Below are 14,510 nucleotides of genomic sequence, written 5' to 3' on the forward strand. Positions count from 1 at the left end.
CACTGTGCCCGACCGCTCCTGAGATGCTTTCCTGGTACTACCGGTGAGTACCGACGATCGACGAAGGACGGTGGGACATGAGCCCGGCCAGCAGCGCCACCGCGGTCGCCGACCTGCCCGCGCCCAGCACCGCGCGCGGACGCGAACGCTCCTCCCGGCCGATCGAACTGTCGGGATCCTTCACCCATGAGGGTCACCGGCTCGCCTACACCGAGTTCGGCTCCGGTGACCGGGTCGTCGTGCTCACCCACGGCATCATGCTGACCAGGCGGATGCACGCCCCGCTCGCCCGTAAGCTGGCGCGAGCCGGGTTCCGGGCGGTGACGCTCGACCTGCTCGGTCACGGGGACTCGGACCGGCCCACCGACTCGTGGCTGTACTCGATGCCCGCGTTCGCGGAGCAGACCGTCGCGCTGCTCGACCACCTGGAGATCGACGCCGCCGTCATCGGCGGTACGTCGCTGGGCGCCAACGTCGCGCTCGAAGTGGGCGTCGCCGCGCCGGACCGCGCGCTGGGGCTGGTCGTCGAGATGCCCGTGCTGGACAACGCGATCGTCGCGGGGCTGATCACGTTCGCGCCGCTGCTCATGGCGGCCCGGTTCCTGCCGGTGACGGTGCAGGGGGTGGCGCTGGCGGCGAAACTCGTGCCGCACGGCAACCAGTGGGTCGACGTCGTCACCGACACGCTGTCCCAGGAGCCCGCGCCGATGGCCGCGCTCCTGCACGGCGTGTTGTTCGGCCGGATCGCGCCGCCCAAGTCGATCCGGCGGAAGATCGAGACCCCGGCCCTGGTCATCGGGCACGAGCGCGATCCGATCCACCCGTTCGGCGACGCCGACACGCTGGCCGCGGACATGCCGGCGGCCGAGTTCGTCCAGGCCCGCAGCCCGGTCGAACTGCGCTTCGACCCGACCCGCCTGACCGAGGCCATCGCCGACTTCTCGGCGCGCTGCCATGACCGCTGATCCGGCGCCGACCCGGGACACGGGTGTAGAGGAGTTGCGGACCGCACGCCTGCTCCTGAGCCGTCCCGGCCCCGGAGACCTGGACGCGATCTTCGCCCTCCACACCGATCCGGAGGCCTGCGCGCACAACCCCTCGGACATGCTGGAGACGCATAAAGACGCGGAACTGCTGCTACTCCGCTGGTCGCACCAGTGGAACCGGTACGGCTTCGGGTACTGGACGGTCCGGTCGCACGGGTCACCGGAGGTGCTGGGGTTCTGCGGGGTGAAGATCGTCGGCTTCAGGCACCAGGCGGTCCTGAACCTCTTCTACCGGTTCTTCCCTTTCTCCTGGGGTGCCGGATACGCCAGTGAGGCCGCCGCCGCGGCGGTGGACTGGGCCCGCGTCCACCGGCCGGACGACCTCGTGATCGCCCGTGTCCGGCCGGAGAACGTCGCGTCGCGGCGGGTGGCGCTGCGAGCGGGCCTGGTCCGGGCCGCGCACCTCGACTCGCCCGGCGACGACGGGACCGACTGGTTCTACGTCTCGAAGGATGATTACGAGGGTTGAGCCAGGCCCGCCACCGGGCCGAACACGATCACCGCGGGTGGCCGCACTCCGGCCGTGGCGGCGTCGTCGACCACCTTGTCCAAAGTGGAGCGAATTACCCGCTGCGTGCGCATGGTGCCGTCCTCGACGATCGCCACCGGCGTGTCGCCCGGCCGCCCCGCCTGGAGCGCCTTCGCGAACTGCGGGAGCCGCTCGACGCCCATCATCAGCACGATCGTGCCGCGCATCTTCGCCAGCAGATCCCAGTCCACCAGCGACTTCTCGTCGTCCGGTGCGACGTGGCCGGACACCACCACGACCTCGTGCGCGACACCGCGGTGGGTCACCGGGACGTCCGCCGCGGCGGGGACGGAGAACGCGCTGGTGATGCCGGGGACCATCGTCACCGGGATACCCGCTTCGGCGCAGGCGAGGACCTCTTCGAAGCCGCGGCCGAAAAGGTACGGGTCGCCGCCCTTGAGCCGCACGACGAACTTGCCGGCCTTGGCCCGGTCGATCAGCGTGGAGTTGATCACGTCCTGGCTGGCGGCGCGGCCGTACGGGATCTTCGCGGCGTCGACGATCTCGACGTGGGGCGCGAGTTCGTCGAGCAGTTCGCGCGGCGCCAGCCTGTCGGCGACGACGACGTCGGCCCTGGCGAGGAGACGGCGGCCGCGGACGGTGATCAGTTCCGGGTCGCCGGGGCCGCCGCCCACGAGGGCGACGCCGGGCAGCTCGTCGTGGGCGTCCGGCACGCGGCCGTCGGCGACGGTGCCGGCGCGGAGGCCGTCGAGGACGCTGTCCCGCACGGTGGCCGACCGCAGCGGCTCACCACCGGAAAGAACGCCGACCAGCAGGCCGCCGTGCCTGCCGGAAGCCGGGGTGACCGCGCTGCCGAGGTCTCCGTCGTCGGCGCGGACGCAGAACACCCGCGCGCGTTCGGCCTCGGCGCAGACGGCGGCGTTGACCTCGGGGTCGTTCGTGCACGCCAGCGCGTACCAGGCGTCGGCGAGGTCTCCGTCGGTGTAGCGGCGCTCATGCCAGACGATCTCCCCGGCGTCGGCCATGGCGCTCACCGACGGCGTGGTGTGCGGTGAGACCAGTTCGACCCGCGCGCCGGCGCCGATCAACCGCGGCAGACGGCGCTGGGCGACCGTCCCGCCACCGATCATCACGACACGACGGCCGGCCAGGTCGAGGCCGGAGAGGTAATGCGGGTCATCCATGCGGGGCAGTGTAAGGATTCAGTGGCCCGGACCGCGATCCGAGTGAGGACCGCCTCAGCCCTGGAGCAGCTCGAGCAGCTCGGCGTTGCCGAACATCCTGGCCGCGTCGATCGCCGACGGCTCCCCCGCCGTCGCGTCCGCGCCCCCCTTGAGGAGGGCCTTCACGACCTCGGGTTCGTTCTTGAAGACCGCGCCGGCCAGCGGGCTCTGGCCGCGGTCGTTCTCGCGGTTCGGATCGGCGCCGCGTTCGATCAGGGCCGCGACGGTGTCCGCGTGACCGTGGTAGGCGGCGAGCATGACCAGTGTGTCGCCCCGGTCGTTGGTCAGGTTCGCCGAAACGCCCGCGTCGACGTACGCGGCGAGCTCCGCGGCCGCGCCCGAACGGGCGAAGCCGAAGACCTTCGCCCACAGCTCCAGCAGTTCGGGATCGAATTCCTCGGCCTGTCCGGGGTTCTCCGTCATGGGCCCGATTCTCCCACAGCGGTCGCGGTCCGGGCGGTGTGTCGCACCGCCCGGACCGGCGGTGTCAGCGCCCCGCGTTGGGGTAGGGCAGCAACGCCATCTCGCGGGCGTTCTTGATCGCCGTGGCGACCTGCTTCTGCTGCTGCGGGGTCAGCCCGGTGACGCGCCGGGCGCGGATCTTGCCGCGGTCGGAGATGAACTTCCGCAGCAGATCGACGTCCTTCCAGTCGACCTCGGTGATCTTGTTGGCGCGCAACAGGTTCGTCTTGCGTTTGAAGGGTCGGTCGCGGTTCGGCTTGCCCATCGCGCTCACCAGCTCGACTTCGTGACGCCGGGCAGTTCGCCGTTGTGCGCCATCTGCCGCATCCGGACCCGCGAGAGCCCGAATTTCCGCAGGTAGCCGCGCGGGCGGCCGTCGGCGGTGTCACGATTGCGGATCCGGGTCGCGCTGGCGTCGCGCGGCATCGCCTGCAGGGCCGACACGGCCGCCGCCTTCTCCTCGGGCGACGCGGAGGGCGAGGCGATGGTGGCCTTCAGCTCGCGACGGCGTTCGACGTAGCGCGCGGCGATCACCTTGCGCTGGTCGTTCTTGGCGATCTTCGACTTCTTGGCCATCAGCGCTCCTCCTTGAACTCGACGTGCTTGCGCGCGACCGGGTCGTATTTGCGCAGCACCATGCGGTCCGGGTCGTTTCGGCGGTTCTTCTTGGTGACGTAGGTGTAGCCGGTGCCGGCGGTCGAGCGGAGCTTGATGATCGGCCGGATGTCGGTGCTCTTGGCCATCAGAGCTTCACCCCTTTCGCGCGGAGCCCGGCGACGACGGCCTCGATCCCCCGCTTGTCGATGGTCTTCATGCCCTTCACCGAGACCCGTAGCCGGACCCAGCGTCCTTCGCTCGGCACGAAGTACCGCTTGGCCTGCAGGTTCGGCTCCCAGCGCCGGGACGTGCGCCGATGCGAATGCGACACCTGCTTCCCGTAACCCGGTTTGCGGCCGGTGACCTGGCACACGGCGGACATATACCCTCCCAAGTTGATATCGGTTGTCGTTTTCATTTACTCTACACAGCCGAACCAGAACGCCCTCGACGCCCCGGAGCTTCAGTGACCGACAACCCCCGCGTGCCCCTCGTCCTGATCAGTGGCCTCGCACCGGGACCGAACGCCGACCTCGCCGAGCGGCTGCGCCTCGCCGAACCCGGCACCGCCGTCGTGCACCACGACCTCAGGCAGATTCACTCCGGCGTGGTCAAGCGGCGGATCCGGCTCGGTGACCGCGACCAGCTGACCGTCCTCGAACTCGCGCACGGCTGCGTCTCGTGCACGTTGCGCGAAGACCTGCTGCCGTTGCTGCGCAAGCTCTCTCAGATGCCCCAGGTGCGGCGCATCGTGGTGCGGCTCGACGAGGCCATGGAACCCGAGCCGGTCAGCTGGGCGCTGCACAACGTCCTGGTCGGCGAACGGCCGGTGATCGAAGACGTCGATCTCCGGGCCGTGCTGACCGTCGTCGACTGCACGGGCTGGCTGGCCGACAGCACCGGCGACGACACGCTGGCCGAACGGAACCTGCGGGCCAGCCCCGAGGACGAGCGCACCGTCGCCCAGGTCGCGCTCTCCCAGGTCGAGTTCGCCGACCTGCTGGTCCTCGCCGGAGCGGCAACGGACGCCTGGTCCGCGGCGAAGGCCTCGGCCGTGCTCGACCGGGTCGCGCCGTCGATCCCACGCGTCGAGCTGTCCACTGTGGACGGCAAGACCGTGCTCGACGCCGTCCCCTCCGACGCCCGGCGCGGCGAGGTCACCGACATGCACGGACCCCTGCTGCGCGGCGAGCCGCCGTTGCACACCGACTGCGGCATCGGGCTGCTCACCTTCACCTCGCAGCGCCCGTTCCACCCGGAACGCCTCCACGACGCGATCGACGTCCTGCTCGACGGCGTCGTCCGCACCCGGGGACGGCTCTGGGTGGCGAGCCAGCCGGACATGGCGCTGTGGATCGAGTCCGCGGGCGGCGGTCTCGGTATCGGGCACGCCGGGGCGTGGCTCGCCGCCCCCGGCGGACCGGACTGGGCGGACGTCTCCCCCGAGCGGCGCACCCTCGCCTCCCTGCGCTGGGACCCGCTGTTCGGCGACCGCGCGCAGGAACTGGTCGTCGTCACCGATCAGGCCACCCCCGAGGAGATCGAGTCCGCCCTGAACGGGGCGTTGCTGACCGAAGAGGAGCTCGCCGCCGGGGAGCAGGAATGGCTCAGCTATCCCGATCCGTTCGGCGAGTGGCACGAAGAACCGTGTGAGGACACGGAAACCGACCCTGAGAAGCACGACGTGAACGTGTCGAACCGAAAGGACGAAACGCAGTGAAACCGGGAATCCACCCCGACTACCACCCTGTGGTGTTCAAGGACCTCTCCACCGGGGACGCCTTCCTGACGCGGTCCACCGCCACCTCGGAGCAGACCATCGAGTGGAGCGACGGCAACACCTATCCGGTGGTGAACGTCGAGATCAGCTCGTGGTCGCATCCGTTCTGGACCGGCAACCAGCGGATCATGGACACCGCGGGCCAGGTGGAGAAGTTCCACCGCCGCTACGGACGGCGCGGAGGGTCGAAGTAATGGCCGTCCCGAAGCGGAAGATGTCGCGCAGCAACACCCGGTCCCGGCGTTCGCAGTGGAAGGCGGCCGTGCCCGATCTGGTGCCGATCAAGGTGAACGGCGAGACGAAACTCGTACCGCGCAAGCTGATGAAGCATTTCCATCAGGGTGGGGAATGACGACGCCGGTCACGGTGCTGTCCGGCTTCCTCGGCGCGGGCAAGACGACCGTGCTCAACCACGTCCTCGCCAACCGCGACGGGCTGCGGGTGGCGGTGATCGTCAACGACATGAGCGAGGTCAACATCGACGCCGCGCTGGTGCGGGACGGGAACAGCCTGTCCCGCACCGAGGAACGACTCGTCGAGATGACCAACGGGTGCATCTGCTGCACCCTGCGCGACGACCTGCTGGAAGAGGTCTCGCGGCTGTGCGAGGACGGCCGGTTCGACTACTTGCTCATCGAATCGAGCGGGATCTCCGAGCCGATGCCGGTGGCGGCGACGTTCTCGTTCGCGCGTGAGGACGGCACCACCCTGCTGGACTCCGCGCGGCTCGACACGATGGTGACCGTGGTCGACGCGGTGAACTTCGAGCGGGAACTCGCGGCGGGCGACGCACTGACCGAACGCGGGCTGGACCAGTACGACGGGGACGAGCGGACGGTCAGCGACCTGCTGATGGACCAGATCGAATTCGCGGACGTCCTCTTGCTGAACAAGGCGGATCTGGTCCCGGCCTGCTCACTCGACCGGCTGACGGCGGTGCTGCGGCGGCTCAACCCGGCCGCCGAGGTCGTCGTCTCGACACACGGCCGGGTCCCTCTCGACCGGCTGCTCGGCACCGGGCGCTACGACGTCGAGCGGGCGCAGGAAGCGCCCGGCTGGGTGGCCGAACTCAACGGCGATCACGTTCCGGAGACGGAGGAGTACGGGATCTCGAGCGTGGTCTTCCGTGCCGGGCGGGCGTTCGATCCGGAACGGCTGTGGGACTTCGTCGGCAGGCTCGATTCCGGGGAGTTCGGGACGGTCCTGCGGTCGAAGGGGTTCTTCTCGCTGGCGTCACGGCCAGGGGTGACCGGATTGTGGTCGCAGGCCGGGTCGGTCGCCCGGTTCGAGCCGCAGGGTGTCGAGGAGGCGCCGCGGCAGGAACTCGTGTTCATCGGGGTGGGGCTGGAGGAGGACGCCCTGCTGGACTCGCTCCGGTCCTGCCTGTGCACCGGTTCGGCCGGCGCGGATCCGTTTCCGGAGTGGGAAGCGGTGCACGTCCACTGAGGTGGCGGGTCAGGGTGGTCGTGAGTGGTGAGTGACGTTGGAACGCCACTCACCACTCACGACCGGCACGCTCAATGGTCGTCGTAGTGGTCCCCGTGCGCGGCGTGCCGGTGGCCGTCGTGCAGGTAGTCGACATGGTCGCCGTGCGGCACCGCGACGTGACCGCAGCCCTCACCGTGTGCGTGGTCGTGACCCTGGTGCGGGATGTGGTCGCCGGTCTCGCACTCGTCGAAATGCCCGTCATGCGGGCGGTGCAGGTGACCGTCGTGCACGTAGTCGACGTGGTCGCCGTGCGGTACGGCGACGTGGCCGCAGCCTTCACCGTGTGCGTGCGTATGGCCGGCGTGTTCGGTGTGGGCGGCGGTCATGATCGGGTCCTTCCTGATCGAAAATGCCTGATCAGGCGGACCGTAGCACCGGGCTACCGGCCCAGCAGCGCTCTCACCCGACCGAGTGTCCGCACCTGGTCTGCCCAGCGCGGGCCCGCCAGCCCGACGACGACGTGGGCCGCTCCTGCCTCACCGTAGGCCGACAGCCGTTCGGCGACGGCCTCGGCGGAACCGGTCAGCGGCAGGGAGATCGCCTGGTCGAGCGGCATCCCGTAGGCGTCTCCGATCCCTTTCGCCAGGTCCTCCACCGGCGGCAGGTCGGCGTCCCCGCCCAGCGTGCCGGTGGCGCCGACCGCGATCACCGGATCCGCGACGCCGAGATCGATCAGCCGTCGCCGTCCGGCGGCGACGGCTTCGGGCGACAGGAGGGAGGGGAACCACCCGGTGCCGTGTTCGGCGACCCGCTGGAGCACGAGCCTGCCCCGGTTGCCGACCCAGATCGGCGGGACCGCCACCGGCGGCGCCAGTTCGACGACGGCGTCGCCGATCCGCACCTCTTTGCCCGCCAGCAGGCCCGGCAGCAGGCGGAGCGCCTGGTCGGTGCGCGGGCCGCGTTCGGCGAACGACACCCCGGCCGCCGCGAACTGGGCCTCTCCCCCGCCCGAGCCGATGCCGAGGATGAGCCGTTCGCCCGACACCTGCTGCAACGAGGCGATCTGCTTGGCCGCCCACGCCAACGGCCGCATCGCCGGGACGAACACGCTCAGCCCGATCCGGATCCGGGTCGTGACCGCGGCGGCGACCGCCAGCCCGACCGTGCTGTCCAGCGAAGGACGTCCGGTCATCAGGTGATCGCCGAGGAACACACTGTCGAGGCCCGCGTCCTCGGCCTGCCGGGCGGAGACACGGAGATCGTCGGCCGGGAGGATCACACCCAGTTTCATGGGCCCATCGTGCGACCTCCACTTGACTGGAGGTCAAGGCGCTCATCACGGTCAGGCGATGTGGCGGCGGTGCCCGGCCCAGAACGGCTCGCGGAGCGCCCGCTTGTCGACCTTGCCGATCGCCGTCAGTGGCAGTGTGTCGGCGAAGTCCACATCGGACGGTACGAAATGCTCCCGCCCGAAGAACTCCCTGGCCTCTGCCCGGACTTCTTCGGCCGACAGCGCTCCTGAAGCGACCGGCACCACCACGGCGTGGACCCGCTCGCCCTCGCCTCCGTCGCCCGGCACACCGAACACGGCCACGGACCGGATCAGCGGATGCCGCGCGAGCGCGTTCTCGACCACGGTCGAGTACACCTTGGTGCCGTGCTCGCCGGTGACGATGACGTCGTTCGCCCGGTCCAGCAGGTAGAGGTATCCCTCCTCGTCGAACCGCCCGAGGTCACCGGTCCGCAGCCAGCCGTCCCCGATCGGCGCCGACCCGTGGTAACCGACCATCATGGCCAGTCCGCGCACCAGGACCTCACCGTCGTCGATCCTGGCCTCCATGCCCGGCACGATCCGGCCCACGGACTCGAGCCGCTCCGGCCGCCCGCCGAGTTCCGCCGCGGAGATGCTCGCGATCATCGGCGCCTCGGTGAGCCCGTATCCCTGTCCGACGACGGGCCCGAACACCTCGAGCGCCTGAGCCAGCCGTCTCGGCGGAAGCGGGGCGGCACCCAGCGAAAGCTGCCGCACACTGCTGACGTCGGTCGACGTCATGGCCGGATGGTCGAGCACCGCGGCCAGGCGCGCGGGAGTGAGGGACAACGTGGTGATCCGGTGCTCCGCGATCGCGTCCAGCACCGTGCCCGCGTCGAAGCCCCGCAGCAGCACGACACTTTCCCGCCGCAGGATCGCGCCGAGCACGGTGGCGTTGCCGGTCATATGCGTCATCGGCGCGATCAGCAGCGTGCGTCCCGGCGCCGCCGGATCCGGCGCGAAGATATGCGCCATCCCGTCGTAGATCCCGCTGTGCCGGATGAGTTTCGGCGCCCCGGTGGTACCTCCGGTGGGAAAGATGGCGGTGACCGACTCCGGCAGCTCCGCCGGATCGGTACCTTCGCGGTCCACCAGCTCGTCGAGCGTGGTCACCCGCGCGTCGCCGGCGGGCCAGTCCGACGGCTGCTCGGTCACCAGGATCGTGACCCCGGCCGCCTCGACCGCGGCGAGGCGATCCGGCGAACTCGCCGACGCCGCGACGAGCAGCACGGTCGAACCCCGCAGCTGCGCGGCGATCTGCAGGAGGACGGTTTCCGGCCGGTTGCCGGCGTCGATGGCGACCACCCCGTGCTCCGGCAGTCCCGCGTACATCCGGCGTACCAAGTCGAGCGCGTGCCCGTAGCCCGTCTCCAGGCCGTCCTGGCTGAACAGCACCTCGTCGCCCCCGGAACGCAGCGCGTCCAGCACCCGGGTCAGGAACAGACTCTCCACCGGCCGGACCCTAACCCAGGGTCAAGACCCCGAGCAGCACCCGCCGCCGGACGAAGCGGAGTCCTCGTATGCGTCGTGCCAGTTCCACCACTCGTAAGGCGGCGTCTGCGGATAGCCCTCCGGCGAGTCCTCCCACTCCTCCTGCCGCCCCAGCGCGGTGATGTCGAGGTAGCTCCACGTGCCACCCATCGCTTCGTCGCCGCGGGCGTCGACGAAGTACGTGCGGAACACCTGGTCGCCTTCGCGGATGAAGGCGTTGGTGCCGTGCCATTCGCCGACCCCGAAGTCGACGTCGAAGTCGCCGGTGATCGTGTACCACGGCATCGTCCAGCCCATCCGCGCCTTCAGCCGGGCGATGTCCGGTTGCGTGCCCCGCGAGGCGAAGGCCAAGGTGGTGTCGCGGGCGTTCAGGTGCGCGATATGCGCGACCTGGTCGGCGATCAGTGAGCAGCCTTTGCACGCGTGGTCAGGAAAACCCTCCACCCCGGGATCGAAGAAGGCCCGGTAGACGATCAGCTGGCGTCGTCCTTCGAAGAGATCGAGCAGGTTCGCCGTCCCGGACGGACCGTCGAACTCGTACTGCTTCTCGATCGCGACCCACGGCATGCGCCGCCGCTCGGCCGCCAGTGCGTCACGGGCGCGGGTCAGCTCCTTTTCCTTCACCAGCAGACGAAGCCGCGCCTCTTCCCATTCCGCCGGCGAGACGATGTTCATCCCGCCAGCTCCGCGGGCAGGACGCTTCGCCGGTTCGGCTGCCCCTCGCCGGTCGTGATCAGCTCGCGCAGGCTGGTGCCGACGTAGAAGGTCCATGCCTTGTGGCAGACGTCGAAGCATTCGTACTCCGGGACCAGCCCGTGGTGGGTGAAACGCGCTTCGGTCTTGCCGTCCTTCTCTGCGATCTCGAACGTGATCGTGGTGCCGACCCATTCCGTCTTGTCGCGGGTGAAGTCGAAGTGGTTCTCGAGGACCAGCCAGGACACCTTGCGGCCCGGCACGGACTCGGTGATCCGCATCCGGCAGCGGTGGAGCTCCTCGTAGTGGTACTCGAACTCGTCGCCGGAGTGCACGACCTCCTCCGACCACCACCCGCGGACGTCGTTGAAGGCGTCGAAGACCTGTCGCGGCGTCTGGTCCACGGTGAAACTCGTCGTAAAGCTCATGATGTTCCCTCCAAATGGTCTTTGAGTGCCGCGAGCGGCCCGTCCCAATCGCGGGCGAGCGCGGCGAGGAATTGCTGGGCGACCTGCATCGGCGCCGAGTGCAGCCGATAGCGGACGCGGCGCCGCTCCCCCTGCTCCGGGATCACCAGCCCGGCGTCGGTGAGCAGCGCGAGGTGCTTGGCGATGGCCTGCCGCGTGATCGGCAGCCGGTCGGCGAGGTCGGTCGCCGTGGCCGGGCCGCCCGAAGCGAGGACGGCGAGAATGCTCCGCCTGCTCGGGTCGGCCAGTGCGACGAAGACCTGTTCGGCGATCGCTTCGGTGTCAGACGGCATCGAGGTATTCGATCAGTTCACCCAGTTCGGCCGCCCACCCCTTCGTGTTCCCTTCGAACGCGACACGGTGAGCGTCTTCCGGCAGCTGGGAAAAGCCGGACTCGACGACGGTGAGCCGGGTACCGGCACCGGCCGGTTCGAGGGTGAACTCGACGTAGGTGCGGCGAGGGTCGTCGTCGGGGAGACCGTAGATGTTCCAGGTGAAGCCGAAAATCTCCGGCTCTTCGACGCGCTCGACGCGCATTTCCGCCTTGTGCCCCTCGTCCCATTTCATCTCGGCCTCACCACCGGGGCGCAGGTCGATGCTCGCCTGGTTCCCGAACCAGGTGCCCAGCCCCTCGGCCGTGGTCAGCGCGGCCCAGACCTTCGCGGGCGGATGGGCGATTTCGACGGTGCGTTCGATCCGGTCGGGGAATCCCACGACAGCCTCCTCAAGTAGCAATCAATCGGTTGCTATAACTTTGTATAGCAACCGGGCGATTGCGTCAAGGGCGGATCAGGAAGCCGTGTACAGCGCGCCGAGGAACTCCAGCAACAGCCGCTCGCGTAACGGGCCGGGAGCGGTGGCCAGCAAGGCGTTGATGTCCGCCATCCGGGTGGGCAGACCCGCGTCGCCGCCGAGACCCGCGGCCGCCAGCAGCCCGGCGAACTGATCCGGCGTCAACGTCGCGGGGTCCAGCGCGGCGACGAACTCGGCCACCCGCGGGTCGACGACGACCGGCCCGGCCTCACGGGCGGCCACGACCGCGGCGCCAAGGTCGGCCAAGAAGTCCTTCTCGCTCCCCCGGTTCGCGGCCGTCACGGTCAGGTGCAGATTCGCGGGCGACGACTCGTGGGCGAACTGCGGCTGGACGTACCAGCCGCGCTCCCGCATTTCGTCCGCGACGGTGAACAGGTCGAACCCGGCGCCGTCCGCCACGGTGAACGCGAGCAGGGTCGACACCGGATCACCGAGGACCCGCAACCCATCGAGCGTCTCGATCCCGGCGCGGATCTCCACGGCCGCGTCGCGTGCCGCCGAAGCCAGCTTCGCGTATCCCTCGTCGCCGACGTGGCGCACGACCGCCCACGCCGCGGCGAGCGGGCCACCGGACCGCGTGCTCTGCAGCGTCGTGTTCAGCATCGTGTAGCCGGGCCAGTCGGCGCTGGCGAAGTACTGCGGCCGGCGCAGGTCGGCGTTGGCGTGCAAGAGAACCGACACGCCTTTCGGGCAGTAGGCATATTTGTGCAGATCGACAGAGACACTGGTGACGCCGGGAACGTCGAACCCGAACGGGCCGAGCCCCAGGTACGGCAGCACCCAGCCGCCGATGCAGGCGTCGACGTGGAACCGGACGCCGTCGAGCAGGGCGGCGATCTCCGGGATCGGATCCAGGACGCCGTGGGCGTACGACGGAGCGCTCGCGACGACGAGGACCGTGCTGTCGTCGACGGCGGCGGCCATCGCCTCGGGAACGGCACGGAAGGTCACCGGGTCGACCGGCACCGAAACCACGCGGACACCGAAGAAATGCGCCGCCTTGTGGAACGCGGCATGCGCGGTCGTGGGCAGCACGATGCTCGGCGAAGCCACGTCCGGACGCGCGTCGCGGGCGGCCAGGACCGCGAGCATGCACGACTCCGTGCCGCCTGAGGTCACCGAACCGACCGTCTCCGCCGTGCCGCCCAGCAGGCGTGCGGCGGCGCCGACGAGGTCGTTCTCCATCCGCAGAAGGCTGGGGAAAGCGGTCGGATCCAGCCCGTTGGCCGACGAGGCCAGCGCGTGCGCCGCCGCACCGAGTTCGTCCACTTCGGACAGACCGCTGTCGTAGACATACGCGAGCGTCCGGCCTCCGTGCGTCGGCAGGTCGCCCGCACGCAGTTCCCGGAGCTCCTGCAGGACGTCCTCGGCGGTCACGACCGGCGCTCCAACACCGACCGGCGCAGCAACGGGATACCCAGCACGATCAGCACGGCCGGGAGGATCGACGCGCCGAAGAGGATCGCCGTGAGCGCGCTGTCCGGCTGCGCGGCCTTGGCGTCGAGGCTGGACTGGTATCCGCCGAACTGCAGCACGAGTCCCCACAGGCCCGGCCCGAGCGCGAGCCCCAACGTCTCCGACGCCGTCCAGACGCCGGCCGCGACCCCGGCCCTGGTCTCACCGGTCCGCTCCTCCTCGTCGCTGATCAGGTCCGGCAGGATCGCCAGCGGGAACACCGAAATCCCCGCGTAGCCGACACCGCAGAAGGCGACGAACACCATCGTGACGGCGAACGGGAACACCTCGGCGCCGAGGAGCCCGAGCAGGCCGATGCCGAACGCGGCGGTGGCGATCCGGAACCCGGCCAGCTTCCCGACGCTCGCCCCGAGTCGGGGCCACAGCGGCATCGTGAGCAGTGCCGGGCCGACGAAACCGACGAACAGGACCGTCGAATAGCCCGAGCTGCCGAGGATCCGCTCCGCGAAGTACGGGATCGCGGCCAGCACCGTGCCGATGCCGAGCGCCTGGATGAAGTACACCCCGAGCAGCCAGCGGAACGGCCGCCACTGCGCGAGCGTCCGGAGCAGTTCACGCGGGCTCACCGTGTTGGGCCGCAGCGCGCCTACCGGAGCGCCCTTCAGCCCGAAGTACACGCCGAGTGTCGCGAGCAGGATGACCACGGCGATGAACAGGCCCATGACGCGGTAACCGGCGACACCGCCGATGAGCTCGGTGATCGCGGGCGCGCCACCGCCGGAGACCAGGATGGCGACCGCGAGGAAACCGATCCGGACGCTGGTCAGCTTCGTGCGCTCTTCGGCCGAGTCCGTCAGCTCGGCGGGCAGCGCGTTGAACGGCACCTGGAAGAACGCGTACGCGGTGGCGCACAACAGGAACACGACGATCACGTAGATCGCGTCGGGTACCGGGCCACCGAGGCCCGGGTGCGCGAACAGGGCCGCGAAGAGAATCGAGACGCCGATGCCGCCGTAGAGCAGGAACCGGCGCCGGCTGCCGGTGCGGACCATGTCCGCGTCCGACAGCCTTCCCGCGATCGGGTTGAAGAGCACGTCCCACGCCTTGGGAACGAACACGATCAGACCGGCCACGCCCGCCGCGACGCCCATCGTGTCGGTGAGGTACTTGAGGAGGAGCAGGCCGGGGACGGTGCCGAAAGCGCCGGTGACGAACGAGCCGAGCGAGTAGCGGTACCTCGTCCGTGCTGGCAGCGATGCCATGATCCTCCTCGAGGCGATTCTCCCGATGAA

General features: G+C 69.8%; 21 protein-coding genes. 6 read left to right on the forward strand and 15 right to left on the reverse strand.

The window, feature by feature from the left end; genetic code table 11:
* Positions 1-77: 77 nt before the first annotated feature.
* Both DL991_RS12465 and DL991_RS12470 read left to right on the forward strand, forming a co-directional pair.
* A complete protein-coding gene (locus tag DL991_RS12465; RefSeq protein ID WP_199746668.1) occupies positions 78-965 on the forward strand; it encodes an alpha/beta fold hydrolase in 888 nt (295 codons plus the stop codon).
* A complete protein-coding gene (locus tag DL991_RS12470) occupies positions 955-1,515 on the forward strand; it encodes a GNAT family N-acetyltransferase (RefSeq protein WP_125784173.1) in 561 nt (186 codons plus the stop codon). The genes DL991_RS12465 and DL991_RS12470 overlap by 11 nt, the downstream gene beginning before the upstream one ends.
* On the opposite strand, the gene cobA is transcribed toward DL991_RS12470, so the two are convergent.
* The 6 genes from cobA to rpmB form a co-directional block, all read right to left on the reverse strand.
* Positions 1,503-2,720: a uroporphyrinogen-III C-methyltransferase gene (gene cobA, locus DL991_RS12475; RefSeq protein ID WP_125784175.1), complete on the reverse strand. Its 1,218-nt coding sequence runs from the start codon at positions 2,718-2,720 to the stop codon at positions 1,503-1,505. The two genes, DL991_RS12470 and cobA, sit on opposite strands and share 13 nt — an antisense overlap.
* 54 nt (positions 2,721-2,774) lie before the next feature.
* Complete coding sequence (locus DL991_RS12480) at positions 2,775-3,182, reverse strand: ankyrin repeat domain-containing protein (protein ID WP_125784177.1); 408 nt, start codon at positions 3,180-3,182, stop codon at positions 2,775-2,777.
* Positions 3,183-3,246: 64 nt separating this feature from the next.
* Positions 3,247-3,495 (reverse strand): 30S ribosomal protein S18, encoded by a 249-nt coding sequence (rpsR, locus tag DL991_RS12485; RefSeq protein WP_125784179.1) that lies wholly within the window; start codon positions 3,493-3,495, stop codon positions 3,247-3,249.
* The gene (gene rpsN / locus DL991_RS12490) at positions 3,492-3,797 is read right to left on the reverse strand and encodes a 30S ribosomal protein S14 (protein WP_125784181.1); all 306 of its coding nucleotides are present in this window, start codon (positions 3,795-3,797) and stop codon (positions 3,492-3,494) included. Before rpsN ends, rpsR begins: the two co-directional genes overlap by 4 nt.
* Positions 3,797-3,964, reverse strand: coding sequence for a 50S ribosomal protein L33 (rpmG, locus tag DL991_RS12495; RefSeq protein WP_005149953.1), 168 nt, complete (start codon positions 3,962-3,964; stop codon positions 3,797-3,799). The genes rpsN and rpmG overlap by 1 nt, the downstream gene beginning before the upstream one ends.
* Positions 3,964-4,200, reverse strand: coding sequence for a 50S ribosomal protein L28 (gene rpmB, locus DL991_RS12500; RefSeq protein ID WP_020635051.1), 237 nt, complete (start codon positions 4,198-4,200; stop codon positions 3,964-3,966). Before rpmB ends, rpmG begins: the two co-directional genes overlap by 1 nt.
* Positions 4,201-4,284: 84 nt before the next feature.
* Between rpmB and mrf the strand changes: the two genes are divergently transcribed.
* The 4 genes from mrf to DL991_RS12520 are packed head-to-tail and all read left to right on the forward strand — an operon-like array spanning position 4,285 to position 7,044.
* Positions 4,285-5,538, forward strand: a complete 1,254-nt coding sequence (mrf, locus tag DL991_RS12505; protein ID WP_125784184.1) for a ribosome hibernation factor-recruiting GTPase MRF — start codon at positions 4,285-4,287, stop codon at positions 5,536-5,538.
* Entirely contained in the window at positions 5,535-5,792 is a 258-nt protein-coding gene (locus tag DL991_RS12510; RefSeq protein WP_125784185.1) for a type B 50S ribosomal protein L31, read from the forward strand. The genes mrf and DL991_RS12510 overlap by 4 nt, the downstream gene beginning before the upstream one ends.
* Positions 5,792-5,950 (forward strand): 50S ribosomal protein L32, encoded by a 159-nt coding sequence (gene rpmF, locus DL991_RS12515; protein ID WP_005149940.1) that lies wholly within the window; start codon positions 5,792-5,794, stop codon positions 5,948-5,950. The genes DL991_RS12510 and rpmF overlap by 1 nt, the downstream gene beginning before the upstream one ends.
* Positions 5,947-7,044 (forward strand): GTP-binding protein, encoded by a 1,098-nt coding sequence (locus tag DL991_RS12520; RefSeq protein ID WP_125784187.1) that lies wholly within the window; start codon positions 5,947-5,949, stop codon positions 7,042-7,044. Before rpmF ends, DL991_RS12520 begins: the two co-directional genes overlap by 4 nt.
* Before the next feature lie 71 nt (positions 7,045-7,115).
* On the opposite strand, the gene DL991_RS12525 is transcribed toward DL991_RS12520, so the two are convergent.
* The 9 genes from DL991_RS12525 to DL991_RS12565 form a co-directional block, all read right to left on the reverse strand.
* A complete protein-coding gene (locus tag DL991_RS12525; protein ID WP_125784189.1) occupies positions 7,116-7,412 on the reverse strand; it encodes a hypothetical protein in 297 nt (98 codons plus the stop codon).
* Between the two features lie 53 nt (positions 7,413-7,465).
* Positions 7,466-8,317 carry an LLM class flavin-dependent oxidoreductase gene (locus DL991_RS12530; protein WP_125784191.1) on the reverse strand — a complete coding sequence of 284 codons (852 nt, stop codon included), beginning with the start codon at positions 8,315-8,317 and terminating at the stop codon, positions 7,466-7,468.
* Between the two features lie 51 nt (positions 8,318-8,368).
* Complete coding sequence (locus DL991_RS12535; RefSeq protein ID WP_125784193.1) at positions 8,369-9,790, reverse strand: class I adenylate-forming enzyme family protein; 1,422 nt, start codon at positions 9,788-9,790, stop codon at positions 8,369-8,371.
* Between the two features lie 21 nt (positions 9,791-9,811).
* Positions 9,812-10,504, reverse strand: coding sequence for a DUF899 domain-containing protein (locus DL991_RS12540; RefSeq protein WP_125784195.1), 693 nt, complete (start codon positions 10,502-10,504; stop codon positions 9,812-9,814).
* Positions 10,501-10,950 (reverse strand): SRPBCC domain-containing protein, encoded by a 450-nt coding sequence (locus DL991_RS12545; RefSeq protein WP_125784197.1) that lies wholly within the window; start codon positions 10,948-10,950, stop codon positions 10,501-10,503. Before DL991_RS12545 ends, DL991_RS12540 begins: the two co-directional genes overlap by 4 nt.
* Positions 10,947-11,282, reverse strand: coding sequence for a helix-turn-helix transcriptional regulator (locus tag DL991_RS12550; RefSeq protein WP_125784199.1), 336 nt, complete (start codon positions 11,280-11,282; stop codon positions 10,947-10,949). Before DL991_RS12550 ends, DL991_RS12545 begins: the two co-directional genes overlap by 4 nt.
* Positions 11,272-11,703 (reverse strand): SRPBCC domain-containing protein, encoded by a 432-nt coding sequence (locus DL991_RS12555; protein WP_125784201.1) that lies wholly within the window; start codon positions 11,701-11,703, stop codon positions 11,272-11,274. Before DL991_RS12555 ends, DL991_RS12550 begins: the two co-directional genes overlap by 11 nt.
* A gap of 75 nt (positions 11,704-11,778) precedes the next feature.
* The gene (locus DL991_RS12560; RefSeq protein WP_125784203.1) at positions 11,779-13,179 is read right to left on the reverse strand and encodes an aminotransferase class V-fold PLP-dependent enzyme; all 1,401 of its coding nucleotides are present in this window, start codon (positions 13,177-13,179) and stop codon (positions 11,779-11,781) included.
* Positions 13,176-14,480, reverse strand: a complete 1,305-nt coding sequence (locus DL991_RS12565; protein ID WP_125784205.1) for an MFS transporter — start codon at positions 14,478-14,480, stop codon at positions 13,176-13,178. The genes DL991_RS12560 and DL991_RS12565 overlap by 4 nt, the downstream gene beginning before the upstream one ends.
* Between the last annotated feature and the right edge of the window lie 30 nt (positions 14,481-14,510).

This window comes from Amycolatopsis sp. WAC 01375 (genome assembly GCF_003947325.1).
In the GTDB taxonomy this organism is placed as follows: Bacteria; Actinomycetota; Actinomycetes; order Mycobacteriales; family Pseudonocardiaceae; genus Amycolatopsis.